The following is a 25,169-nucleotide window of genomic DNA, read 5'->3' as shown; positions in this document are numbered from 1 at the left end:
CGTCTTTAACAGACCTCACAGGAAAACAATAACCATGAACTACGTGAAGACCCTGTTGGCCACGTGCCTGTCGCTGGCCGCCCTCAACGCCGCCCAGGCGGCCGTATCCAGCGATCAGGCCGCGCGCCTGGGCACCAGCCTTACCGGCATCGGTGCCGAAAAAGCCGCCAACGCCGACGGCTCCATTCCCGCCTACCAGGGCGGCCTGGTGACGCCACCTGCGAGCTTCAAGAGCGGTGCGAGCATGCGTCCTGACCCATTCGAGTCCGAGAAGCCGGTGCTGGTCATCGATGCCAAGAACGCTGACCAGTACAAGGGCCAGCTGACGGCGACCACCCAGGAACTGCTCAAGCGCTTCCCGACCTTCCGCGTCGATGTCTACCCGACCCACCGCACGGTATCTCTGCCACAGCCGGTACTGGACAACACCCGCAAGAACGCCATGGGCGCACGTAGCCAGGAAGGCGGCACCGCTGTCGAAAACGTGCTGCCGGGCATTCCGTTCCCGATTCCGCAGACCGGTGCCGAGGCCATGTGGAACTTCCTGCTGCGCTACCAGGGCGTGAGCATGACGGCCAAGTACGACTCCTGGAACGTCGACTCCGCCGGCAAGGCGACCCTGTCCACCACCGGCCAGGCCAACATCAGCTACCCGATCTACGAGGACATGGGCAAGACCATCGGCGCCAAGGACACCTACTACCAGATGAAGCTCACCTACACCGCGCCGGCCCGCCGTGCCGGCGAGGCGATGATGCTGCGTGACGCCGCCAACCCGCTGGTGCAGCCACGCAGTGCCTGGCAGTACCTGCCGGGCCAGCGTCGGGTGAAGCTGGCACCTAACCTGGCCTACGACACGCCGAACCCGGGCACCTCGGGCTCGGGCACCTACGATGACGTGTTCGTCTTCAACGGCGCCCTGGACCGCTATGACTGGACCCTGGTGGGCAAGCAGGAAATGGTGGTGCCGTACAACACCTATCGCCTGACCTACAACACCGACGTCAAGCAGCTGACCACCGCCAACCACCTGGCACCGCAGTTCGTGCGCTGGGAGAAACACCGCGTCTGGGTGGTGGAGGGCAAGCTCAAGGATGGCGCGCGCCACATCTACCACAAGCGCCGCTTCTACCTCGACGAGGACAGCTGGATCGCTCTGGCCTCGGACCAGTATGACGCCCGTGGCCAGCTGTACCGTGGTTCGTTCGCCTTCCTCAGCCAGAGCTACGACAAGCAGACCCCGGATGCCACCCCGTTCATGATCTACGACCTGATCGGCGGCACCTACAACCTCAACGGCGTGGTCGGTGCCTACGGTGGCATCCGCTACATCGACCCACTGTCCAAGACCCAGTGGTCGCCAGAGTCCCTGGCCGGGGCGGGCATTCGCTAAGTCTCCATGCGGGGCCCGGTCATCTTTCGATGCCGGGCCCTTGGTTGAACTATCCGGAGGATCGGGTATGTATTGTTTCAAGCGATGGAGCCTGCTGGTGCTGACCTGGGGCGTGCTGCAAGGCACGGTCCAGGCCGACGCTTTCGTGGACGTGCTGGACTTGCCGGCCATGCCCAGCGCCCTGGCCGCCGTCAGCCCCCTGCGTGATGTGACCTCGGCCGGCGCGCGTCTGGTTGCGGTGGGGACACGTGGCCACATTCTGTATTCCGATGACCTGGGCAGCCACTGGCAACAAGCCCGGGTACCTGCCAGCGCTGACCTCAATGCCGTGAGTTTCCCAACGCCGGCGCTGGGTTGGGCTGTCGGCAACGACGGTGTGATCCTGCACAGCCGCGATGGCGGCCTGAACTGGCACAAACAACTGGACGGACGCGTGCTCGGCGAGCAGGTGCTGGCGCACTACCGCGCCCAGGCCCAGGCCAACCCGAACGACGAACGCTGGGCGGCGCTGGTGGGCGAGGGCGAACGCCTGCAAGCCGAAGGCGCCGACAAGCCGCTGCTGGATGTCTGGTTCGCCGACGCCCTGCACGGTTACGCGGTGGGCGTGTTCAACCTGCTGCTGTACACCGCCGACGGCGGCCAGCACTGGACCCCGTGGCTGGAGCGCACGGACAACCCCCAGGCCTTGCACCTGACCAGCCTGGCCAGTGTCGATGGCGCGCTGTACATCACCGGCGAGCAGGGTTTGCTGCTCAAGCTGGCGGACGACGGCCAGCATTTCACCCGGCTGACCACCCCCTACAGCGGTACTTACTTCGGCCTTACCGGCAAGCCGGGCGTGCTGCTGGCCTATGGGCTGCGCGGTCATGTGTTTCGCAGCAACGATGGTGGCCAGCAATGGCAGCCGGTCAACACCGGGCTTGGCATCAGCATCACCGCGTCGGGCGTCGACAGCGCCGGGCAGCTCTGGCTGGCAAGCCAGGCCGGCGACCTGCTGAAAAGCCCCGACGACGGCGCAAGCTTCAGCCCGCTCAAGCTGACCACCCGTACCCCGGTCAGCGGCGTCGCCTTCGATGCCGCCACCGACCTGGTGCTGGTGGGCGAACGTGGCGTGCGCACCCAGGCCCTCGAATAACCGCTGCCGTATAACAAGAGAAACCCTGATGGCCAACATCCAACAAGACACCCTGCCGGTGATCCGCACCCTGGGCGAATTCGACACGCGTTCGGGCAACTGGCTGGAACGCCTGGTCTTCAACCATCGGCTGCCGTTCATGCTCGCCATGCTGTTGGCGACGCTGGTGCTGGGCTACATGGCCGTGACCCGCCTTGAGTTGCGCCCAAGCTTCGAGAAAATGATTCCGCAGAGTCACCCCTACATCCAGAACTACCTGGAGAACCGCCAGTCGCTGCGCGGCCTGGGCAACTCGCTGCGGGTGGTGGTGGAGAACACCAGGGGCGATATCTTCGACCCGGCCTACCTGCAGACCCTGCGCCAGATCAACGACGAGCTGTTCCTCAGCCAGGGCGTGGACCGGGCCTGGATGAAGTCGTTGTGGAGCCCGGCGGTACGCTGGACCGAAGTCACTGAAGAAGGCTTCCAGGGCGGACCGGTGATGCCCGACAGCTACCAGGGTTCGGCCGCCGACATCGAGCAGCTGCGCCAGAACATCGAGCGGGCCAACATCGTTGGCAGCCTGGTGGCCCGTGACTTCAAGTCGAGCATGCTGATCGTGCCGCTGCTGGACCAGGACTCGGCCACTGGACGCGGTATCGACTACCAGGCGTTCTCGGCCAAACTGGAACAACTGCGCGCCAAGTACGAAGCCGTCGGCGCCGAAAACGGCGGGCAGGGCGCCTACAAGATCCACGTGATCGGCTTCGCCAAGCTGATGGGCGACCTGATCGACGGGCTGATCCAGGTGATGCTGTTCTTCGCCCTGGCAGTGGCCACCACCCTGGTGATCATCTACCTCTATACCCGCTGCGTGCGCAGCACCTTGCTGGTGGTGCTGTGTTCGTTGACGGCGGTGGTGTGGCAACTGGGCATTGTCGCCTGGCTGGGCTATGCCATCGATCCTTACTCGATCCTGGTGCCGTTCCTGATCTTCGCCATCGGCGTGTCCCATGCCGCGCAAAAGATGAACGGCATCATGCAGGACATCGGCCGCGGCACCCACCGCCAGATTGCCGCGCGTTATACCTTCCGCCGCCTGTTCGTGGCCGGGGTGACGGCCTTGCTGGCCGATGCCGTGGGCTTTGCGGTGCTGATGCTGATCGACATCCCGGTGATCAAGGACCTGGCCATCACCGCCAGTATCGGCGTGGCCGTGCTGATCTTCACCTCGCTGTTGCTGATGCCGGTGGCGCTGTCGTACGTTGGCGTGGGTCGCAAGGCTGCCGAGCGCGCCTTGCGTATCGACTCGCGGGCGGCCGAGCATCGCGGCTTCGGCAAACTCTGGGACCTGCTCGACCGTTTCACCACCCGCAAGTGGGCGAGCGTGACGGTGCTGATTGCCACGCTGATGGGCGCGGGCGGCTTCTGGGTCAGCCTGCAACTGAAGATCGGCGACCTGGACAGCGGTGCGCCGGAGCTGCACGCCGACTCGCGCTACAACCGCGATAACGCCTACATCACCGGCCACTATGCGCTGTCCAGCGACACCTTCGCGGTGATGATCAAGACCGCACCGGAAGGCTGCCTGCGCTACCAGACCCTGGTGCTCGCCGACCGCCTGGCCTGGGAGCTGCAGCAGTACCCGGGGGTGCAGACCACCTTGTCGCTGACCAACGCGGTACGCCAGATCACCGCCGGCACCTACGAGGGCAACCCCAAGCTCAACAGCATCCAGCGCAACCAGGACGTGCTCAACTACGCAGCCCAGCAAGCCTCGGTCAACGCCCCGGAGCTGTTCAACAACGACTGCTCGCTGATGCCGGTGATCGCCTACCTCAAGGACCACAAGGCCGACACCCTGGATCAGGTGGTGGCCATTGCCGATCGCTTCGCCAAGGCCAACAGCACCGATGAGCACCAGTTCCTGCTGGCCGCCGGCAGTGCCGGTATCGAAGCGGCGACCAATATCGTGGTCCGCGACGCCAACCGCACCATGCTGTTGCTGGTGTACCTGGCTGTCACGCTGTTCTGCCTGATCACCTTCCGTAGCTGGCGCGCCACCCTGGTGGCGGTACTGCCGCTGATGCTCACCTCGATCCTCTGCGAGGCGCTGATGGTGGCGATGGGGATCGGCGTCAAGGTCGCCACCTTGCCGGTGATCGCCCTGGGCGTGGGGATCGGCGTGGACTATGCGCTGTACCTGCTCAGCGTACAGCTGCATTACCAGCGCAAGGGCATGTCGCTGTCCCAGGCTTATGAAAACGCCGTGGCCTTCACCGGCCGGGTGGTTGGCCTGGTCGGCATCACCCTGGCGGCCGGTGTGGTGGGCTGGGCCTGGTCACCGATCAAGTTCCAGGCCGACATGGGCATCCTGCTGACCTTCATGTTCCTGTGGAACATGCTCGGTGCGCTGATCCTGATTCCGGCCTTGTCGCACTTCCTTCTGCCCGACAGCACAGTCCGGGCGCCTGCAACCAGCCCCGTCGCTGTCGACGGGCTGCAAAACAAAACCCAAGAAGTCGAGTACTCGCATCATGTCTGATTACCTTCCACCCCTGCGTGACATGGATTTCCTGTTCAACGAAGTGTTCGACCTTCCTGCCCAGTGGACAGGGATGCCGGCGCTGGCTGAACAGATCGACGCCGATACCGCCAGGGCGGTACTCGAACAGGCCGGCAAGGTGATCGCCCAGGTCGTCGCACCGCTCAATCGCAGCGGTGACGAGCAGGGCTGCCGCTGGGAACAGGGCCAGGTCATTACCCCGGATGGCTTCGCCCAGGCGTACCGCACCTATGCCGAGGACGGCTGGGTAGGCGTTGCCGGTGCCCCGGAATACGGCGGCATGGGCATGCCCAAGGTCATCGGCGCCCAGGTCGAGGAAATGCTCAACGCCGCCAACCTGTCCTTCGGTCTGTACCCGATGCTGACCGCCGGCGCCTGCCTGTCGCTGCTCAACCACGCCAGCGAGGCACTCAAGGCCCGGTACCTGCCGCCCATGTACGAAGGCCGCTGGACCGGCTCGATGTGCCTGACCGAACCCCACGCCGGCACCGACCTGGGCCTGATCCGCACCAAGGCCGAACCCCAGGCCGACGGCAGCTACCGGGTCAGCGGTACGAAGATCTTCATCACCGGCGGCGAGCAGGACCTGACCGAGAACATCATCCACCTGGTGCTGGCCAAGCTGCCGGACGCCCCGGCCGGCGCCAAGGGTATTTCGCTGTTCCTGGTGCCCAAGGTGCTGGTCAATGACGACGGCGCACTGGGTGTGGCCAACGCCGTGAGCTGCGGCTCCATCGAGCACAAGATGGGCATCAAGGCCTCGGCCACCTGCGTGATGAACTTCGACGGCGCCGTCGGTTACCTGGTCGGCGACGTGAACAAGGGCCTGAACGCCATGTTCACCATGATGAACTACGAGCGCCTGGGCGTTGGCATCCAGGGCCTGGCCCTGGGCGAGCGTTCCTACCAGAACGCCATCGAATACGCCCGCGAGCGCCTGCAGAGCCGCGCCCCGAGCGGCCCGGTGGCAGCCCAGCTGGCTGCCGACCCGATCGTCGCCCACCCGGACGTGCGCCGCATGCTGCTGACCATGAAAGCCCTGAACGAAGGCGGACGGGCGTTTTCCACCTATGTAGCGCTGCAACTGGACCTGGCCAAGTACAGCGACGACGCCCAAGCGCGCCAGCAGGCCGAGGCACAAGTGGCCTTGCTGACCCCGGTGGCCAAGGCGTTCCTGACCGACATGGGCCTGGAAACCACCGTGCATGGCCAGCAGGTGTTCGGCGGCCACGGCTACATCCGCGAATGGGGCCAGGAGCAGTTGGTGCGTGATGTGCGCATCACCCAGATCTACGAAGGCACCAACGGCATCCAGGCCCTGGACCTGGTTGGGCGCAAGCTGGTCGCCGATGGCGGTCGCAGCTATGCCGCGCTGTCCGCGCAGATCAGCGCCTTCGCAGGGTCCATGGCTGCCAACCGCGCCGAATTCAGTGCACCGCTGCTGAGCGCGCTGGCGAACCTGGACGAACTGACCGCCTGGGTGCTCGACCGTGCCCAGGGCAACCCGCAGGAAATCGGCGCGGCGTCGGTGGAATACCTGCACGTGTTCGGTTACACGCTGTACGCCTACCTCTGGGCGCAGATGGCCGATGTCGCCCTGGACAAGGAGGGGGCGATCTATGCCAGCAAGCTGGGCACCGCGCGTTTCTACTTTGCCCGCCTGTTGCCACGCATCCACTCCCTGAGCGCCAGCGTCAAGGCCGGTAGCGACAGCCTCTTCCTGCTCGACGCCGAACAACTGTGAAGGACCCGTACATGACCACCACTCGCGTCATCGCCCCGGCACCCGGGGCCTACAGCTACCCACTGCTGATCAAGCGCCTGCTGCTGTCGGGCGTGCGCTACCAGCCCGGCCAGGAAATCGTCTACGCCGACAAGCTGCGCTATACCTACCAAACCCTGCTCGAGCGCATCCAGCGCCTGGCCAATGTGCTGGTCGAGGCCGGGGTGAAACCCGGCGATACCGTGGCCTTGCTCGACTGGGACAGCCATCGGGCCCTGGAGTGCTTCTTTGCCGTGCCGATGATCGGCGCCGTGCTGCACACGGTGAACGTGCGGCTATCCAACGAGCAGATCCGCTACACCATGGACCATGCCGAAGACCGCGTGGTGCTGGTGCATGACGACTTCCTGCCGCTGATGGAGCAGCTCAAGGATCAACTGCCGACCGTACAGCGCTTCATCCGCCTGGGCGAGCACGAATCCTGCGCAACGAGCCTGGCGCTGGAAGGCGAGTACGAAGCCTTGCTCGGCGCTGCCGACACGCAGTTCGACTTCCCTGACTTCGATGAAAACTCGGTCGCAACCCTGTTCTACACCACCGGCACCACCGGCAACCCCAAGGGTGTGTACTTCACCCATCGCCAACTGGTGCTGCACACCCTCAACGAACTGGGCACCTTCTCCGCTTGCGGTGGCGAGCCGCTGCTGCGTAGCGGCGATGTCTACATGCCGATCACGCCGATGTTCCATGTGCATGCCTGGGGCGTTCCTTATGTCGCTACGGCGCTGGGCATCAAGCAGGTCTATCCGGGACGTTACGAGCCCAACCAGCTGGTGCGCCTGTTCCGCGAGGAGCAGGTGACCTTCTCCCACTGCGTGCCGACCCTGTTGCAGATGATGCTCGAATGCGACGAGGGCCAGCGCACCGACATGGGCGGCTGGAAAATGCTCCTGGGCGGCAGCGCCCTGACCCAGGGCCTGGCCAGTAAGGCCAGCGCCCGGGGCGTGCGGGTATTCTGTGGCTACGGCATGTCCGAGACCTGCCCGCTGCTCAGCCTGACTCACCTCAGTGCCGAGGAACTGACGCTGCCGATGGCCCAGCAACTGCCGCTGCGGATCAACGCCGGGGTGCCGATTCCGCTGGTGGACCTGCGCATCGTCGACGAGCAGGGCGCAGACGTTGCCCATGATGGTGACAGCCTGGGCGAAATCGTCGTCCGCGCGCCCTGGCTGACCCAGGGCTACCTGAAGGAGCCGGAGCAGGGCGCCGCCCTCTGGGCCGGGGGCTGGTTGCACACCGGCGACATGGCCTGCATCACTCCCGGCGGCGTGGTGCAGATTCGCGACCGGATCAAGGACGTGATCAAGACCGGTGGCGAGTGGGTCAGTTCGGTGGAACTGGAGAGCCTGATCAGCCAGCACGCCGGTGTCGAGTCGGTGGCCGTGGTGGGGATTCCCGACCCGCGCTGGGGCGAGCAGCCGCTGGCCCTGGTGGTTTGCGCAGCCGGCAGCGACCTGGACCAGCCGGCGCTGGCGCAGCACCTGCAGCAATTCGTCGACAGTGGTCGTCTGAGCAAGTGGGCAATCCCGCGGCAAGTGCGTTTTGTCAGCGAGATCCCCAAGACCAGCGTGGGCAAGATCAACAAGAAGTTGATCCGGGAAACCGCCGTTCAGTCTTGATTGCCTGACGCTGTAGCCGCTGCCGCCAGGCTGCGATCGGTCGCAGAGCGACCGTAGAACCTGGCGACTTCAGTCTGCCTGGTACAACGAGGTGATCGGGTTGCGCCTGCTACGCAGTCGATCGCAGCCTCGTTCCTCGGCAGCGGCTACGGGGGATAGCCGCTGCCACCGATGACCCCGCAAGCGGGGCGGGTGTGACCCTGGCCCGTCCCGCTGCTTCCAATCGAGTACCTCCCACCGGCAAGAAGGTGCTCGATGAACAGCTTTATCGCCCCGGTCGACCTGGCCAAGGCCTACCGTTTGCTCAACCACGGACCTACCGTACTGGTGTCGGCCTGTCACGACGGCGTCGACAACGTGATGGCGGCCGCCTGGGCCTGTGCGCTGGACTTCATGCCGCCCAAACTGACCGTGGTGCTGGACAAGGCCACCCAGACCCGCGCCCTGGTGGAAAGCAGCGGTCTGTTCGTCATCCAGGTACCGACCGCCGCGCAAGTGCAGCTGACGCACGATGTCGGCACCCGCAGCCTTGCCGACACCCCCGATAAGCTCGAGCGCGCCGGCGTCGAACTGATGCGCATGCCGGGGTATGAACAGCCCTTTGTCGACGGCTGTGCCGCCTGGTTGCTGTGCCGGCTGATCTCCGAGCCGCATAACCAGCAAACCTACGACCTGTTCATTGGTGAAGTGGTCCAGGCCTGGGCCGATAGCCGGGTGTTCAAGGACGGGCATTGGCACTTCGAACAAGCCGATCCCGCCTTGCGCAGCCTGCACTACATTGCCGGCGGACATTTCTATGCCATTGGCGATGTGGTGAAGGCAAAAGCCGAAGAATAGGCCGCGCCTACACTGCTGATTGCGCTTTCGCCTGGCGACGCAGCTCTTGTGGCGTGCTGCCGATGACGCGCACAAAACTACGCAGCATGTGATCGGCGTCGCCAAATCCGCAGTGCCTGGCGACCCGTTCAAAGGGGTGATGCCCATCTTCGACCATTGGCCTGGCGGCCTCGATGCGCAGGCGTTCGATCGCCTTGGCCGGCGTCACCCCGACCGATGCCGCGAAGACACGGGAAAACTGGCGTACGCTCATGTGTGCGACGTCTGCCAGACGCTCGACGGACAAGTCATCACGCAGGTGATCGCGCGCATGGCTCAGCACCGTACGGATGCGGTCCGAGCCCGGATCCAGTTCCAGCAAGGAGGAGAACTGGTACTGACCTCCGGGCCGGCGATAGTAGACAACCAGCATGCGCGCAACGGAACGCACCACCTCCTTGCCCAGGTCTCGCTCGATCATGGCCAGGGCCATGTCGATGCCCGCCGACATGCCCGCCGACGTCCACACCGCGCCATCCTCGGTCCAGATCCTGTCGCCGTCCACGCGCAGGGCAGGGTAGCGCGCCTGCAAGTGTGGCGCGTAGTTCCAGTGCGTGGTGGCGACGCGACCATCGAGCAGACCGGTCTCTGCCAGCACGAAGGCACCGGTGCAGACACTGGCCGTGCGGCGTGCATGCAAGGCCATGCGCTGGATGATGTCAGCCATTGGCGGCAACCAGTCACCCGCCGGCACTGCGGGGGAGCCGACGATAATGAGCGTGTCGATCGGCGCGGCTACCGGCAGTGCCTCGGTCGCTATCGACAGCCCGCTCGAGGTGCGAACCAGGCCACCGGATAGCGAGGCGACGGTAAAGCGGTAACTCGCGGCGTGCGCACGATTGGCGTTGGAGAAGGCTTCGAGCGGGCCACTGAGGTCCAGCAGGACGAAGTCCGAGTAGACCAGAAAGCAAACGTGACGGGACATGGCGTCAACCCCGAGGAGCCGGCAGAAACCTCATTAATCGCAGCTGCCAGCCGGAAGGTCAACGAATGGCCGAAATCCAGGGACAAACGTCCTTTTGCCCGTGGCCGGGTACCGTACCTTGAGGGCACTCCCACCCCAGAGGACCTGCAAATGAGCCGTAACACCACCACCCGCCAGCGCCTGATGGCCCGCACCACCTTGCTGGCAAGCCTCCTGATAGCGCCCGTTATCGGCTTCGCCGCCGAAAACCCCTACGCCGATCCGATCAAGCCCGCGCTGCCAGCCTCGACCTTTCAATGGGACTCAAGCCGAACCGCGCTGGTGGTGATCGATCCGCAGATCGACTTCATGAGCCCTGAAGGGGCAGGGTGGCCCGTGTTCGGGGAAAGCGTCACCGAGCACCACCTGGTCGACAATCTGCAGCGGCTGTTCGCGGCGTTCAAACAGTCCGGCACGACGGTGGCGATCTCACCGCACTACTATTATCCCCACGACCACAAATGGCAGTACGAGGCGCCGGCCGAGACGGTCCAGCACAAGCTCGGCCTGTTTGATCGAAAGGGTGCCTTGACGCTGGACGGGTTCCGTAACTCGGGCGCCGACTTCATGCCGCAGTTCAAGGCGTACATCGAAGACGGCAAGACCCTCGTGGCATCGCCGCACAAACTCTACGGCCCACAGAGCAACGACATCATGCTGCAACTGCGCAAGCAGCGGGTCGACAAGATCATCCTGGCCGGCATGGCCTCGAACCTGTGCGTAGAGTCGCATCTGCGCGAGTTCCTGGAGCGCGGCTTCGAAGTGGTGGTCGTGCGTGATGCCGTTGCCGGGCCCAAACTGCCTGACGGCGATGGCTACGCGAGTGCATTGGTCGACTTTCGGTACATTGCCAACGGGCTGATGACCACCGAGCAGGTAGTGAGCAAGCTCGAAGGTCGTTGAACCTTGCGTACTGCACACAAAAGAACAGGGCTGCTGCCGTTATCGTTTTAGATGCTCGCCGGGCGCGTGCTGTTTGATGATGTCCATGACGGCAGCGGTCATGATTGCAGTGGAAACGCCGAACATGAGAATGCCATTGGCCGCCTCCAGGGGGCTGAGCAGGCGCCATTTGTCGCTCAGGACCACATCACCGTAGCCCAGGGTGGCGAAGGTCACTCCCGAGAAATACAGCGAGGCGGTGAAGTCCTCGAACTCTCCCAGCAGCAGGAAAAGCAGGGCCCACAGGGCCATTTGCACATAGTTGCCGATGAGCATCACCACCATGACCATCGACAGCAAGCGCACGTCATCGCGCCAGGGGCTCGCGCTCGCCTTGCGTCGCAGCGCCACATAGCGACGCGTACACAGGGCCAGAAACAACGCCTGCAACATGACACACAGCACGATCACCGGCAGGCCTACCAGAAAATTGATCAGCATGGATGACCCTCCTCAGCGGTTGGGTTGGACGCGTTTCGGCGTTGCCGGCGCTTATCGAGCAGATAAACCATCGCACAGGCATACAGGGTCACCAGAATGAACAGCCCCATGCGGATGGCGAAGGCGGTGTAGACATCCTTGCCGGCGGCGCTGTCCTGCACCGACTGGCCGAGCAGAATGATCATGGTCGTCAGGCTGTTGAGCCAGAAGCCCGGCTTATAGTTGCCAGGGCTCAGCCCGTAGAGCTTGCGGGCCAGCAGCAGCCCGAACAGCAGCATCCACAGGAAGAACATCCACAGGTTGACAAACAGGCCCAGGGCGAACCAGAAGAGAATCGCCAGCAGGCCGCCGAGCAGGGTCGAGCCGAGCAATTCCCGCCCGGCAGTGCGTGCACTGGTGGCGGTGCTTTGCTGGCCGAGGTTGACCGACTTCATGATGATCGGCATGTAGCTGGCCGGATCGATCAGCGCCAACAGGAAGGCGGGCATCACCACCAGCGCTGCGCGCAATGCCAGCCAGCTGATTTCATCGGCCGACAGGGCAGGTGGGGGGGCGGGCGGCTGGGTGCCGACCGGGTCAGGGAACAGCCAGTGGCTGATCGAAACCACCGTGACGGCCAGGAGCAAGCCCTTGACCAGCGATACGATCACCTGCAGTGCCAGGTCGAATTCGGTAGCGCCGGCCGCGCTGATCATCGTCAAGCCAACCACCATGAACGTGGCGAACAGCGCGTTGCCGCCACTCATGCCATAACGGAAAACCAGAAACAGGCACAGACCGACCACGGTCACGCCGGTTGCCGCGTAGTGGTGCAACAGCGGTATCAGCAGCAAGCCGCTGGCGGTGGTCACCATCAGCACCACGGCCAGGCCCAGGCTGGCCTTGAACGGCAGTGGTCGATTCATCGCCGCCAGCATCGTCAACGCCAGCATCGGAGCGATGAAGGGAATCGGCAGGGCCAGGCCGAAGCTTGCGGCCAGGCACAGCGCAGTGCCAGTGGCCAGGCGCAGGGCTCGCCTGGCACGGACTTGCTGCTCAGTAGGCATACGACATCCAGCTCATCACGCGCAGGAACAGCCGGCCGAGCAGGTTCAGCGGGTTGCCTTCGCTGGGGAACGCCATGACCTCGGCCTGGCCTCCGACACGGATGGCACTGATGTCGGTCAACTGACCGGGCGCAAACTCGATGATCACTGGAAAGCGCTGGGCCGGGCGCAGCCAGTCACGGCTGTTCTGCACCGTGGGCAAGGTCCCGGCTGGGGTGCTCTGGCCGGTGCTGACGCCATAGCCGATACTGCGCACACGACCTTCGAGTACCGTGCCAGGAAGGGCATCGAGCACGATGCGAACCGGGGTCCCGGGCTTGACCTTGCCCAGGTTGTTCTCCGTCATGTCGGCCGTGACCCACACATCGTGGATGGCGATCAAGGTCATCAATGGCGAACCGACTGCGGCGAACTGGCCGACATCGGTGCGCAGGTCGGTGACCAGGCCGGCCGAGCGGGCACGCACGCTGCTGTTGGCCAGGTCCAGTTCGGCCTTGGCCAGATTGGCGATGGCGCTGAGCAACTGGGCATTTGCCTCATCGCTGCCACCTTGGGTTTCACGGGCGCGTACGACTTCTGCCCGCGCCGCGGCGACCTGGGCGACGGCTGCATCGAGGGTGGAGCGGGACACTTCCAGCCGACGCAGGGAGATGGTCCCGGGGTCTTCCCTGTACAGGCGCTCAAGGCGCTGGAGGTCCTGGCGGGACATGACTTCGTTGGCCTGGGCCGCTTTCAGGGACGCGAGCTTGGAGTCGATGCCAGCGGTGTTGGCGCCGATCTGCTTGCGGGTGGTCTGCAAGTCGGCACGCGCGCGGTCGACAGCGATCTGGTATTGCTGCGGGTTCACCTCGAACAGCACTTCGCCGGCCTTGACGTCCTGGTTGTTGCGCACATTGACTTTGGTGACCCTGCCTGCGACCTCCGCCGCCACCGGAACGACAAAGGTCTGCACCCGTGCCTGTTGCGTGTAGGGGGTAAAGCGGTCGGCCAGCAGGTACCAGACCAGGCTCAGGAGGATCAGCACGGCCACCCAGTTCACCGCTTTTTTTGCAGGATCGGCCGCAGGCGGCGGCACGGTTGTTTCCATCTCTTGTTGGCGGTCACTCAATTGACACCTTCCTTCGCTTCATCGAGCAGGTCGCCCCAGTCGGTGCGTTGCTGCATCTGTTGGCGGGTGGCCGGATCGAGCAGCGGACGGCTGCTGTACCAACCGCCACCGAGGGCCTTGTACAGCGCGATCAGGCTGTTGACGGCCGTGTTGCGGTTGACCAGGTAATTATCCTGCTGGGCGAACAGGGCAGCCTGGGCATCGAGTACCCGCTGGAAATCCGAATAGCCTTCACGGTACTGGGCATTGGCCAGGGATACCGAGCGCTCGGCTGCAATCGACGCTTCGCTGAGGATACGGTCGCGCTCCAGGGCCTTGACCAGACCGGTCGCGGCATCGTCGGCCTCACGCGCCGCCTGGCGAACGCTGTCCTGGTAGACGACGATCAATTGCTGCAGGCGGGCATCCTGGATGCGCACATTGTTGGTGATTCGGCCATGGTCGAACACGTCCCAGCGCAGGCTCGGCCCACCAACCAGATCCAGGGTGTTGGACGTGCCGTCCAGGGAGCTCGCGGACCAGACAATGCTGCCCAACAGGCTGATGGAGGGGTAGAGGTCGGCCTCGGCGACCCCGATCAGCGCCGACTGGGCCGCGACCTGCGCTTCTGCACTACGCACATCCGGGCGGCGCAACAGCAGGTCTGCCGGTACGCCCTGCAGCACGGCGCGGTCCACCAAGGGCACTTTACCGGTGTTGGTATCGAGTTCCGGTATCGCGCCGGGTGGGCGACCGATCAAGGTGGACAACGCATTGCGTGTGCTTGCGACCTGCGCCTCGAGATCCGGGATACTGCTCAGGGTTCCCAGGTACTGGGTCTTGGCCTGTTGCAGATCGAGTTCGGCACTATTACCGCTTAAGAACAGCCGTTCGGTGATCTCAAAGCTGCGTTTCTGTAGTTTGGCGTTGTTCCTGGCGATGAGCAGGCGCGCCTCGGCGGTACGCAGCGCGTAATAGGTTTGCGCCACCTGGGCGTGAAGCAGCACCAGGACGTTTTCATAGTTGCTTCGGGCTGCGAACCAGGCCGCATCGGCAGACTCGATGGCGCGGCTGAACCGACCCCAGAAATCCAGCTCCCAACCGATGTCGAAACCTGCACTGTGTTGCCACAGATGGCTGTCCTGCGGATTGTCACCGCCCCATTGGCGACGCTTGAGGTAGAAGCTGTCGGCGCTGATCTGCTGGAATTGCGGGTAGCGGTTACTTAACGCAATGCCCAATTGTGCGCGGGCCTCCATCACCCGCAGGCCGGCGATTTCCAGGTCGGCGTTGTGGGCATCTGCCTCGGCGATCAAATGATCGAGCACCGGGTCGGTAAAGACGTGCCACCACTGCCGGCTATCGGGTTGCGTACGTTGCTGGCTGGCAAGCGCCAGGGACTGAGTGTTCCAGTGCTCGACCCAGGCCTGGGTCGGTGACTGGAAGTCCGGCCCCAGGCGCACACAGCCGCCCAGGCCCAGGGCGCCATACAGCAGCAGCCGGCTCATCCGAGCAGGACACGACATCGAGCGCACGCTCCTCAAACCGGTGGCTGGTCGTTCGCTGAATCCAGTCGCGGTTGCTCATCGTGCGGTTGTTCTTCCAGTACGTCGATCTGCGGTTTGTCCTCGACCCACTGCCAGAACAGTTTATAGCCGACCGCCAGTGCCACCGGCCCGATGAACAGGCCGATGAAACCGCCGCTGACCATACCGCCCAAGGCGCCAATCAGGATCACCGGCATAGGCACATCGACGCCGCGGCCCAGCATCAATGGCTTGAGGATATTGTCGGCCATGCCGGCAACCAGGCTGTAGATGGCGAACACGATGGTGGCAAGCGAGGTGCCTTCAGTGGCAAAGACATAGGCGATTACCGGCAAGCTCACGAGAATCACCGGCAACTGCATGATCCCCATCAACAACGCGACCATGGCCAGAATCCCGGCACCGGGGACCCCCATGACCACGAAGCCGACCCCCACCAGCAGCATCTGGATAAAGGCGATACCCACCACGCCCTGGGCGACCGCGCGGATGGTTGAGGTGCACAGTTCGGTAATGCGCGGACCGCGCTCGGGGCCGGAAAGGCGGCTAGTGATGGCGATGGCGCTGCGTTCGCCGTTTTCGCCGTAGGCCATGAGTACACCGGCAATGATCAGCGCACCGATGAACAACAGAAAGCCCACGCCAACACCGGCCATCTTGCCCAGCAGGGTCAAGCCGACCGTCTTGATGTAAGGCATCAACTTCATCAGCACGCTGCTCATGTCGGTCGCCGACTGCATCCAGTAGGCGTAGAGCGGTTTGCCAATGAGGGGCAGGGTGGCGATTTTTTCGCTCGGCAGCGGAATGGTCAGGCTGTCGGACTTGAGCATGGCCAGGGTGCCTTCGATCGAATCACTGATCGACGTGCCCAGCAGGTAAATCGGTACCATCAGCAAGGCGAGGGCGACGACCACGATCAAGGTAGCGGTGCGACCGTCCTTGTTACCCAACTTGCCCTTGAGCATGTTGTGCAGCGGGTACAGGGTAATGGCCAGGATCACTGCCCAGAGCATCAGGTTGAGGAAGGGATGAAAGATCTGGAAGCAGAACAGCACCAGCACCGTAATCAGCCCGGCGCGAATCAAAACATCGAGCAACCCACCGGACAGCGCCCTTGCGGAAATGTTCGTGCGCAGCATTTTCTAGCACCTCGCGATTCATCACCAGGATCGGGATACGCTTAGGCAGCATAGACGTTGATTTGCCGGAAGTTCCAAGCTGACGCAATGAAGTTATGAACAACTGCGCCGGGCAGGAATGAATGACGGGGTGTGAGAGGAGTAGGCCAGGCAACTTCTTGTTGTGTAGCCAGGTCAATAATTATAACTCAACTAAATAGATATTTAGTTGAGTTATAATTTATGGTTATTAAAAAGGAGGGCGAGCGTCCACCCCGGTAGCCAGGCCTGGCTTATTCGGCATGTTGCTGGACGATCACCCGTTGTGCCGGCATCGGGGCAGGGAAACCTGCGTCGCCAAGGGCATCCTTGATGGTGCGGTTGGTGTCGAAATAGACCTGCCAATAATGCTCGTTCTGGCAGTACGGGCGCACCGCCAGCACCGGGCCGACCAGATTGAACTCCAGGATTTCCACATCCACTTCGGGCTCGGCGAGCACATTGGGCAGCGCCGCGATCTGCTGTTTGAGCAAGGCTGCTGCGGCTTTCCAGTCGGCCGCTCCGGACAACTGCGCCTGCAACTCGACGCGGCGGAACGGGTTGTGGGTGAAGTTCTGGATGTTGTCGCTGAAGATCTTGTTGTTGCCGACCAGGGTCAGCACGTTGTCTGGGGTGTTGATCGAAGTGACGAACAGACCGATCTCGGTGACCGTGCCGGTAACGCCGCCGGCGTTGATGAAGTCGCCAACCTTGAAGGGACGCAGGACAATAATAAAGGCACCCGCCGCAAGGTTGGCCAGCAATCCCGACCAGGCCATGCCGATGGCCAGGCCAACCGCGGCAAGCAGCGCGGCGAACGTCGTGGTCTGCATGCCCAGGTAACCGAGGATGCCGATCACCAGGATGATGTTCAGCGTCACGGTGATGACAGAGCCGACATAGCGCAGTACGGTCGGGTCTAGCTTTTGTTTGGTCAAGGCGCGCTGCACCATGCCTACGGCAAAGCTGATCAACCAGCGTCCGATGATCCAGAAGGCAATGGCGGAGAGAAGCTTGACCGCGAAAGCGGCCCCGTACTGTTGCACCAGAGCGATTAGCGCGTTGAATTTCTCGGTGGTCACGTTAACGATGGTTTCGTCCATGGCGGGGGCTCGGAAATGAAGGATTGGCTTCAAAACGCTAGCACAGCCTGTGTGGTGCGCCAGCCGCGCGTTTGGCATGCTGGCTGCGTGGGGTCATCGCTCAGGTAGCGAAGCGGTGCTGGGATTCGTGAGTGGCTGGCTTCAAATCTGGCCATACCTGGCCCTCACGGCCATATATAAGACTACGCATAATGTATATTATGTTAAATCGCATACCGCATCAGAACGCTCATGGGTTGCCTAATCCACTGATTCGATAAATCCGCTTCTGCCGCTCACGCCCTCAACGGGCCATGTCCTTCGTGTTCATGGCGAATCATTGGCCGATGAGCTGATTCAATGCCGTACTGCTGCTGTGCATTCGTCCCGACCGCACTCGTTACCGCAGACTGACAGATACGCAACTCCAGATCATTCGCACGTTGATCCGCCCGGGCACTGCGACGAATCCGTTTCCGGTGCGCTTGCCGTTGTGCAATTAGCTAATGATTGAATTACTGCTCAAGGCTGGTATCCGTCGCGCCGAGCTTTCGAAGTGTTACACCACGGACATCAATCAAGGTAGACGGCATGCCTTTGTCAGTATCAATGATCGCGAACCTGACTCAGGTGACTCGCGCGCTGAAGAGCCTGCGCTGAAACCCCACGGACGGACCTAGGTATCTGCATAGATCTGAGACTTCGGCGATGCCACGCCGTTATGCAGGTCGTTTTTAGCCAAGCCGGCTAATGTCCACAATGCCCAGCGTCTGTCGGTAGCCTGGAATCGACGTGCCAATTAAGGCGGTTCGCCGTGACCAAATCAGCCGAGCAAAAACACGCCTCACCCTCCTCCTCTTTTGCGCGTTAAATCTGGAGTAAGTGACCCGTTTTAGCTCCGCGCACAACGTGCGCTCTTGTTCTGGCATTCAACCCTATCAGCACCAGCCTACACATTTTGGGGAGGGGTATAAGCGAGATGGCCTTCGTAGGCTCTGCTTTGGTGTTGCTCCAGCGCGGCAAGCGCCCTGGCACCAAACGCATACCCTCAAGGAGTTTTACAATGAGAACAATAATATCCCCAACGTGGCGCTTCGCCCCCTTGGCTGCGGCCCTGGCTTTGGCCGGTTGGTCCGCTGCGGCGACGGCCCAGTCGGCACTGCCGCCGATGAATCCTCATTTGGCCCAGACTTTCAGCAACCAGGCACATTGGAACAGCGCACAAACTGACAGCACCGAGATTGCCGTGCCGCACGGCTCCTTCGAGCTGACGCCGGAGTCGGTGACGTACGTACCCAGTGACGCAGGCGGCATGCCGCAATTCGTCGACAAGGTCGGTGACACCATGGTGACCTGGTGGTGGTCCGGTCTTGGCCTGCGCAAGTTCAACAACATTGATGGAAAGTTGGTTGAGGTGGCGCGTGTCGAAATGCCGCTGAAATTGCCCGGTTTTGAAAAGGTCAGCGACGAACAACGCCTAAAACAGACCGAGGATGTCCAGCGTTTTCTCGACACCAAGGATGAGCAAGGGTTGCTCGATTACATGCGTTCGCAGCCTAACAGGATGATCAGCAGCATCACGGATCAGCTGCGTGGTGGCGCCCTCTACTCGATGCTGACACGCGAAGATGCCTTCATCGGTGCCAGTGGCCGGCAGATTTTCCGCGTTGATCAAGTCGACCCGAAAAACCCTGCCTCAGGCATGGGTTCACCGTTGATCCAGGTCATCCCGGAGGCGCTGTATAACAACGAGAAAGTCAAGCGCGGTACAGACTTCCCCGTTGATTTCAACTTAGGCATGGGCATGACCTTCAACGGCTTCCTGGTACTCAATACCGTCGGCGGCAAGGTCATTACCCTCAACCCGAAAACCCTGGAGCTTGTCGACACCTATTCCGTTGAGGCTGCTGACGAACTGTTCCTCAACGGCTTTGCCAACGGTGACGAAGCGGGTGGCGGTGCGGTCTATGTAGCCTCCAACCAGAACATGTATCGCCTGGTGGTAGATGCCAAAGGCAAGATTCACAGTGACGAGGCCAGCGGTGCCTGGAAAGCCGGCTATGACCGCGGTATCCGTATCTCTACACTGAAAGTCGCTGACGGCACAGGTTCGACGCCGACCCTGATGGGCTTCGGACCGGATGAAGACAAGCTGGTGGTGATCACCGATGGCGCGCAGAAAATGCGCCTGGTTGCGTTCTGGCGCGACCAGTTACCGGCCGGCTGGAAGCAGAAGCCTGGCACCCTGTCGGCGCGTATTGCCGACCAATACCAAGTCGACATGGGACCCGACGTTGAGACCGTGCAGTCTGAGCAGTCGGTGTCGACCTATGGTGATTATGCTTTCGTGGTCAACAACATCATCAGCAAGGACGCCCCTTACCTGGCACGTGACAATTACTACGTGAGTATGCTCAACGGTGCTACGCGCCCTGGGCCCAAGGGTGTCGCCATGCTGAAGTGGGATTCGAAGAACGACAGCTGGAAACAGGCGTGGATGCGCAATGATGTGTCATCGATTTCGACAGTGCCAATGATCAGTGGTGGTGGTCGGATGGCGATCATTGATGGCTATTTCACGCGCAACTGGAATGACCGTTACCACATTGGCATGGACCTCGATTCCGGTGAAACGGTATTGAAGATCCGTACCGGCAGCGACCCGCGCTTCAACGGCATGTACTCGGCGATCAAGGTCAATGAAAGTGGTGCGATTCAGTACGGCATGGCCTTTGGCCTGGTTCGTCTGGATACCACCAAGATGAAGAAGGTCGATTGATCAACAGCGGCGTGGGGTCAGGACTCCGCGCCACTTTGGCAACGCGCTGAATTCCCTCGATAACCCTATAAACCCTGCTCGGCGCCGACGTAAGTTGACTGGCCGAATCCATCTCAACGTCTTCCACACCATACGAAAAAAAAGCCGGTGCTGACAAGCACCGGCAAAAGGGGTAAGTGGAATATCAGACGTTGTCCATCAACTGACTGAACGTTTGCAGATGATGATCATCATCACCGAACTGCCGCGCCACCATCAGTAAATGCTTGGCATGGTGTGACAGTACATACTCCCAGGTCAGGCCAATACCGCCATGCAATTGAATACCGTTGTCGGCAATGAACCGCCCTGCCCTGGCTACCACTACTTTGGCCGCGGCGATGGCGCGGCTGCGCTCGGCGCTGTCCGGCTCATGAGCGACACAGGCAGCAAGAATAGCCATGGAAGTGGCCTGGTCCAGTTCGATGTGCATGTCGACCATACGGTGTTGCAATGCCTGGAAGCTGCCAATCGGTACGCCGAACTGCTTGCGGGTCTTAAGGTAATCGAGGGTCAGTGTGCACGCCGCCTCCATGCTACCCACCGCTTCGGCACACTGTGCGGCAATGGCACGGCCTTGCTGATACCGCAAGGCTGACAAGGCCTGGCCGGTCTCACCGAGCAATGCGGCAGCGCTCACCTGCACGCTTTCAAAAAACACATCGCAGGCCTTGCGACCGTCAATGGTGTGATAGTCACGGCGCGTCACACCCGGGCTGTCCGGGTCGATCAGAAACAGGCTGACACCGGTTTCGTCCAGGTTCTGGCCAGCGGTACGCGCGGACACCAGCAACAGGTCCGCGCCCTGCCCGCCCACTACGACCGACTTGCGGCCGTGCAGGATCCACCCGCCTTCGCAAGCAATGGCCTGGGTTTGCACATCGTTCAATTGGTAATGGCTCTGCGGTTCATCCACTGCCACCGCCAGTTGCAGGCGGGTGCTGGCCACCTGCGGCAGCAGGTCGGCTTTCTGTTCAGCACTGCCCAATTGTTCAACCAGGCCACCGGCGAAGATGACTGAGTGCAAGTAGGGTTCCAGGCATAGGCCGCGGCCCAGTTCCTTCATCACCACCAGGGTTTCCACGCCATTGCCGCCGAAACCGCCAACTTCCTCGGCAAAGGGTACCGCCGCCAGGCCCAGGTCACCGAACTGTTGCCACAGCTCGCTGGAGAAGCCCTGGGGGCTCTGGCGAAACAGCTCGCGCTGCTCGAAGCTGTACGCATCACGTACCAGGCGAGCAACGGTGTCTTGGAGCATTTGCTGCTCTTCGTTGAGTGAAAAGTCCATATGAGCTGCCCCTTACAGTTCGAGAACCATCTTCGCGATGATGTTTTTCTGGATTTCGTTGGAACCGCCGTACACCGAAGCCTTGCGCATATCCAGGTAGCGGGTGACCGAGGTACTGCTGTAGTCGGTGTACAGCGGCGCGGCCTCGTTGCCGTAACCAAGCTCGTCTTCCAGAAATGGCATGGCGTAAGGACCCAATGCCTTGCTGATCAGGTAGGTAATGGCCTGGCGGATCTCGGTGCCGCGGATTTTCAGGAACGAACTTTGCGCCCCCTCGGCAGCGCCATCGACAGCCGCATCCAGGCTGCGCAGGTTGCTCATTTCAACGGCCATCAACTGGATCTCGACGTCGGCGATCTGTGCGCGGAACTGGGCGTCCTCGATCAGGGGCTTGCCGTTGCGCAGTTCGCGGCAGGCAATCTGCTTGAGGGCGGCCAGCTTGGCCTTGGCCTCTCCGACGCCAGCAATTGCAGTGCGTTCATGGGTCAGCAGGTATTTGGCGCACGTCCAACCGGCGTTCTCTTCGCCGATCAGGTTTTGCACCGGCACCCGTACATTGTCGAAGAACACTTCGTTGACTTCATGCTCACCGTCCAACGTGATGATCGGACGCACGGTGATGCCCGGCGTTTTCATATCGATCAACAGGAAGCTGATACCGCGCTGTTGCTTGGCCTGCGGATCAGTGCGCACCAGGCAGAAAATCCAGTCAGCATAGTGGCCCAGGGTAGTCCAGGTTTTCTGGCCGTTCACCACATAGTCATTGCCTTCGCGCTCGGCACGCATTTTCACCGCAGCCAGGTCGGACCCGGCGCCCGGCTCCGAATAGCCCTGGCACCACCAGTCTTCGCAGGTCAGGATACGCGGCAGAAAGCGCGCCTTCTGTTCAGCGGTGCCGAACTTGATGATGACCGGGCCGACCATGCTCACGCCAAAGGGGACAATCCAGGGTGCACCTGCGGCAAAGGATTCTTCATCGAATATGTGTTTCTGAACCGGGGTCCATCCGGCTCCGCCGTATTCCACCGGCCAACTTGCGGCCAGCCAGCCGCGCTCATTGAGCAAGCGCATCCAGGCGACCTGGTCTTGCTTGTCGAAGCGTTTGCCAGCAAGGCCCCGGCTGATGATCGCGGCGGGAACCCGCTCGCGCAGGAAGGCACGCACGTCCTCGCGCAACGCCTGCTCGTCTGCTGTGAAATGGATGTCCATCGATAGTTACCTGAAAGAAGGTGTGTCGCGGACATCGCCCCTGTGTCGATGTGGCAATGCCCGCGCATGGAGGTTGATCAGTGATCGAAAACGATCACTGAGCGGGCCAGCTCGCCACGGCGCAGGTCATCGAACCCTTCGTTGATCTGCTCCAGGGCAATGCGCTGAGAGATCATTTCGTCGAGCTTCAGGCGGCCCTGCATGTAGAAGTCCACCAGCATCGGGATATCCACCGGGAAGCGGTTGGAGCCCATGCGCGAGCCCTGGACGCGGCGCTCGGAGAGGATCGCGAATGGGTCCAGCTCCAGCTTCAGCCCGGGTTTGATCATGCCGATCAGGGTGGCGCAGCCCCCGCGGGCGAGCATGGCGAAGGCCTGCTCGGCGGTCTGCTTGAGGCCGATGCACTCGAAGCTGTGCTGTACACCGCCCTTGAGCAGTTCTTTTACCTGCTGCACGGTGTCGCCGTTTTTCGGGTTGATGACATCCGTGGCGCCAAACTGGCGCGCCAGTTCGAGCTTGGACTCCAGCATGTCGATGGCAATGATCCGACCAGCCCCGGCCAGGGCCGCACCGTTGATGGCCGACAAGCCGATGCCGCCGCAGCCAAGCACGGCCACCGTGTCGCCCGGGCGTACCTTGGCAGTATTGAACACCGCACCTGCGCCGGTGATCACCGCACAGCCGATCAATGCCGCGCGGTCCAGCGGCATATCACGGCGGATGGCCACGCAGGCATGTTCGTGCACCAGCATCTGCTCGGCGTAGGCCGACAGGTTGGCGTATTGCACCATGGGTTTTTGTATGTAGCTCAGGCGCGGCTCTTCGCCTTTGCCACGCTGGGTTTCCGGCGACTCGCACAGGGTCATGCTGCCGGTCAGGCAATGGGCGCAATGCCCGCAGTACACCGACAGGCAGGTCACCACGTGATCGCCAGGCTTGACGGTGCGTACATCACTGCCGACCGCCTCGACAATACCTGCCGCTTCGTGCCCCAGCACCACAGGGGTTGGAAACGGATACAAGCCATCGACAAAGTGCAGATCAGAGTGGCACATGCCGACCGCAGCGGTGCGGATCAACACTTCACGCGGACCGGGCTTGCTGATCGAGACCTGCTCGATGGTCATCGGCGAACCGGGCTTGTGGAAGACAGCTGCTTTCATGAAAAACCTCGGGTGTTGTTGTTTTGTGCCCAAGGCGAACGGTACCTGCCGCGGCGCCCGACGCCTGCAACCCGATGTGGGTAGGGCTGCGCGCCCTACCCACTGTTGGTAGCTCCTGGCCCTGTGATGCTTTGCGAGCATGACCAAGGTGCCGTCACCCGCAACGGCAATACCTGAATAAGGAGTGAGCAATGCTCGACAAGTGTCTGATCGGCCACAGGCTCGGCACATTCAGTGCTGATGTGGAAAAGGGTCGTTTGCAATTTTTCGCCAAGGCCATTGGCCAGGATCAACCCATCTATTTCGACGAGGTCGCTGCTCGCGCAGCCGGTCACCGCTCGCTACCGGTACCGCCGACCTTCCTCAAGTGCCTGGAGAGCGACGGCCGCGACCTGCAAGCCATGCTCGCGTTGCTGGGATGGGACCTGGGGCGCGTCCTGCACGCCGAGCAAGCGTTTACCTATCACCGGATGGCCTACGCCGGCGACACCCTGACCTTCTCCGGCGTCATCAGTGACCTGTACGAGAAAAAAGGCGGTGCCCTGCAGTTCGTGGTGCTCGACTCGCAGGTGACCAACCAGCACGGCGAGCATGTCGCCGATGTGCGCACTTCTCTCGTCCACCGCTAAGGAAACGCTCGATGACTCCTGTCCAGTTCTCCGGCCTTCAGGTGGGCGACCAGATCCCCCTGCTTACGCTGCAACCGATCAACCGTACCACCCTGGCCCTGTATTGCGGTGCCTCGGGTGATCACAACCCGATCCACATCGACATCGACTTCGCCCGCAAGGCGCGCATGCCCGACGTGTTTGCCCACGGCATGCTCTCGGCAGCCTACCTTGGCCGTCTGCTGACCAACTGGGTGCCCCAGGCGCAACTACGCAGCCTGTCGATTCGCTTTACCGGCATCACCCAGCTGGGCCATGCACCGGCCTGCAGGGCCATCGTCAGCGAAAAATTCGAGGCCGATGGTGAGCAGCGCGTGCGCCTGCATCTGCAGTGCAGCAACCAGTACGGCGAAGAAAAGCTCGTCGGTGACGCCGTCGTCGCCCTGAACTGATTTCCCCTCCCTCA

Annotated in this window: 20 protein-coding genes; 10 read left to right on the top strand and 10 right to left on the bottom strand. The window is 62.2% G+C overall.

What is annotated here, in order from left to right; translation table 11 throughout:
• The first annotated feature begins 34 nt into the window (after positions 1-34).
• The 6 genes from ACIQUS_RS08715 (at position 35) to ACIQUS_RS08690 (ending at position 9,312) form a co-directional block, all read left to right on the top strand.
• The gene (locus ACIQUS_RS08715; protein ID WP_403045544.1) at positions 35-1,393 is read left to right on the top strand and encodes a DUF1329 domain-containing protein; all 1,359 of its coding nucleotides are present in this window, start codon (positions 35-37) and stop codon (positions 1,391-1,393) included.
• A 67-nt stretch (positions 1,394-1,460) separates the two neighbouring features.
• Positions 1,461-2,528, top strand: a complete 1,068-nt coding sequence (locus ACIQUS_RS08710; protein ID WP_403045542.1) for a WD40/YVTN/BNR-like repeat-containing protein — start codon at positions 1,461-1,463, stop codon at positions 2,526-2,528.
• Between the two features lie 28 nt (positions 2,529-2,556).
• Positions 2,557-5,052, top strand: coding sequence for an RND family transporter (locus ACIQUS_RS08705; protein ID WP_403045539.1), 2,496 nt, complete (start codon positions 2,557-2,559; stop codon positions 5,050-5,052).
• Positions 5,045-6,817 (top strand): acyl-CoA dehydrogenase C-terminal domain-containing protein, encoded by a 1,773-nt coding sequence (locus tag ACIQUS_RS08700; RefSeq protein WP_403045537.1) that lies wholly within the window; start codon positions 5,045-5,047, stop codon positions 6,815-6,817. The genes ACIQUS_RS08705 and ACIQUS_RS08700 overlap by 8 nt, the downstream gene beginning before the upstream one ends.
• 11 nt (positions 6,818-6,828) lie before the next feature.
• Complete coding sequence (locus ACIQUS_RS08695) at positions 6,829-8,475, top strand: fatty acid--CoA ligase (protein ID WP_403045535.1); 1,647 nt, start codon at positions 6,829-6,831, stop codon at positions 8,473-8,475.
• 255 nt (positions 8,476-8,730) lie between these two features.
• Positions 8,731-9,312, top strand: a complete 582-nt coding sequence (locus ACIQUS_RS08690) for a flavin reductase family protein (RefSeq protein ID WP_403045532.1) — start codon at positions 8,731-8,733, stop codon at positions 9,310-9,312.
• 7 nt (positions 9,313-9,319) lie between these two features.
• Here ACIQUS_RS08690 and ACIQUS_RS08685 read toward each other — a convergent pair whose 3' ends face one another.
• On the bottom strand, positions 9,320-10,276 hold the full coding sequence (locus tag ACIQUS_RS08685; RefSeq protein WP_403045530.1) for a GlxA family transcriptional regulator: 957 nt from the start codon (positions 10,274-10,276) through the stop codon (positions 9,320-9,322).
• Positions 10,277-10,426: 150 nt separating this feature from the next.
• On the opposite strand from ACIQUS_RS08685, the gene ACIQUS_RS08680 reads away from it, so the two are divergent.
• Complete coding sequence (locus ACIQUS_RS08680) at positions 10,427-11,218, top strand: cysteine hydrolase (protein WP_403045527.1); 792 nt, start codon at positions 10,427-10,429, stop codon at positions 11,216-11,218.
• A 39-nt stretch (positions 11,219-11,257) separates the two neighbouring features.
• On the opposite strand, the gene ACIQUS_RS08675 is transcribed toward ACIQUS_RS08680, so the two are convergent.
• The 6 genes from ACIQUS_RS08675 to ACIQUS_RS08650 all read right to left on the bottom strand — a co-directional run bounded on the left by ACIQUS_RS08675 (position 11,258) and on the right by ACIQUS_RS08650 (position 17,638).
• A complete protein-coding gene (locus ACIQUS_RS08675) occupies positions 11,258-11,698 on the bottom strand; it encodes a potassium channel family protein (protein ID WP_403045525.1) in 441 nt (146 codons plus the stop codon).
• Positions 11,692-12,744, bottom strand: a complete 1,053-nt coding sequence (locus tag ACIQUS_RS08670) for a DUF2955 domain-containing protein (protein ID WP_403045522.1) — start codon at positions 12,742-12,744, stop codon at positions 11,692-11,694. The genes ACIQUS_RS08675 and ACIQUS_RS08670 overlap by 7 nt, the downstream gene beginning before the upstream one ends.
• On the bottom strand, positions 12,734-13,831 hold the full coding sequence (locus ACIQUS_RS08665; RefSeq protein WP_403046108.1) for an HlyD family secretion protein: 1,098 nt from the start codon (positions 13,829-13,831) through the stop codon (positions 12,734-12,736). Before ACIQUS_RS08665 ends, ACIQUS_RS08670 begins: the two co-directional genes overlap by 11 nt.
• Positions 13,832-13,848: 17 nt before the next feature.
• Positions 13,849-15,357 carry an efflux transporter outer membrane subunit gene (locus tag ACIQUS_RS08660; RefSeq protein ID WP_403045520.1) on the bottom strand — a complete coding sequence of 503 codons (1,509 nt, stop codon included), beginning with the start codon at positions 15,355-15,357 and terminating at the stop codon, positions 13,849-13,851.
• 14 nt (positions 15,358-15,371) lie between these two features.
• Positions 15,372-16,517 (bottom strand): AI-2E family transporter, encoded by a 1,146-nt coding sequence (locus ACIQUS_RS08655; protein ID WP_403045517.1) that lies wholly within the window; start codon positions 16,515-16,517, stop codon positions 15,372-15,374.
• Positions 16,518-16,789: 272 nt separating this feature from the next.
• Positions 16,790-17,638: a mechanosensitive ion channel family protein gene (locus ACIQUS_RS08650; RefSeq protein WP_403045514.1), complete on the bottom strand. Its 849-nt coding sequence runs from the start codon at positions 17,636-17,638 to the stop codon at positions 16,790-16,792.
• 958 nt (positions 17,639-18,596) lie between these two features.
• Between ACIQUS_RS08650 and ACIQUS_RS08645 the strand changes: the two genes are divergently transcribed.
• The gene (locus ACIQUS_RS08645) at positions 18,597-20,396 is read left to right on the top strand and encodes a hypothetical protein (protein WP_403045511.1); all 1,800 of its coding nucleotides are present in this window, start codon (positions 18,597-18,599) and stop codon (positions 20,394-20,396) included.
• 184 nt (positions 20,397-20,580) lie between these two features.
• Here ACIQUS_RS08645 and ACIQUS_RS08640 read toward each other — a convergent pair whose 3' ends face one another.
• The 3 genes from ACIQUS_RS08640 to ACIQUS_RS08630 form a co-directional block, all read right to left on the bottom strand.
• Positions 20,581-21,723, bottom strand: coding sequence for an acyl-CoA dehydrogenase family protein (locus ACIQUS_RS08640; RefSeq protein WP_403045509.1), 1,143 nt, complete (start codon positions 21,721-21,723; stop codon positions 20,581-20,583).
• A 12-nt stretch (positions 21,724-21,735) separates the two neighbouring features.
• On the bottom strand, positions 21,736-22,932 hold the full coding sequence (locus ACIQUS_RS08635; protein ID WP_403045507.1) for an acyl-CoA dehydrogenase family protein: 1,197 nt from the start codon (positions 22,930-22,932) through the stop codon (positions 21,736-21,738).
• A 77-nt stretch (positions 22,933-23,009) separates the two neighbouring features.
• Positions 23,010-24,095 carry a Zn-dependent alcohol dehydrogenase gene (locus tag ACIQUS_RS08630; protein ID WP_403045504.1) on the bottom strand — a complete coding sequence of 362 codons (1,086 nt, stop codon included), beginning with the start codon at positions 24,093-24,095 and terminating at the stop codon, positions 23,010-23,012.
• A 191-nt stretch (positions 24,096-24,286) separates the two neighbouring features.
• Here ACIQUS_RS08630 and ACIQUS_RS08625 point away from each other — a divergent pair, with 191 nt between their 5' ends.
• Both ACIQUS_RS08625 and ACIQUS_RS08620 read left to right on the top strand, forming a co-directional pair.
• Complete coding sequence (locus ACIQUS_RS08625) at positions 24,287-24,724, top strand: MaoC family dehydratase N-terminal domain-containing protein (protein ID WP_403045502.1); 438 nt, start codon at positions 24,287-24,289, stop codon at positions 24,722-24,724.
• An 11-nt stretch (positions 24,725-24,735) separates the two neighbouring features.
• Positions 24,736-25,155 (top strand): MaoC family dehydratase, encoded by a 420-nt coding sequence (locus ACIQUS_RS08620; protein ID WP_403045499.1) that lies wholly within the window; start codon positions 24,736-24,738, stop codon positions 25,153-25,155.
• Positions 25,156-25,169 lie beyond the last annotated feature (14 nt).

The sequence above is a fragment of the Pseudomonas sp. NPDC090755 genome, assembly GCF_044769005.1.
Lineage (GTDB): Bacteria > Pseudomonadota > Gammaproteobacteria > Pseudomonadales > Pseudomonadaceae > Aquipseudomonas.
The sequence above is the reverse complement of the archived record's forward strand: the minus strand, read 5'-3'. Positions and strand labels throughout refer to the sequence as shown.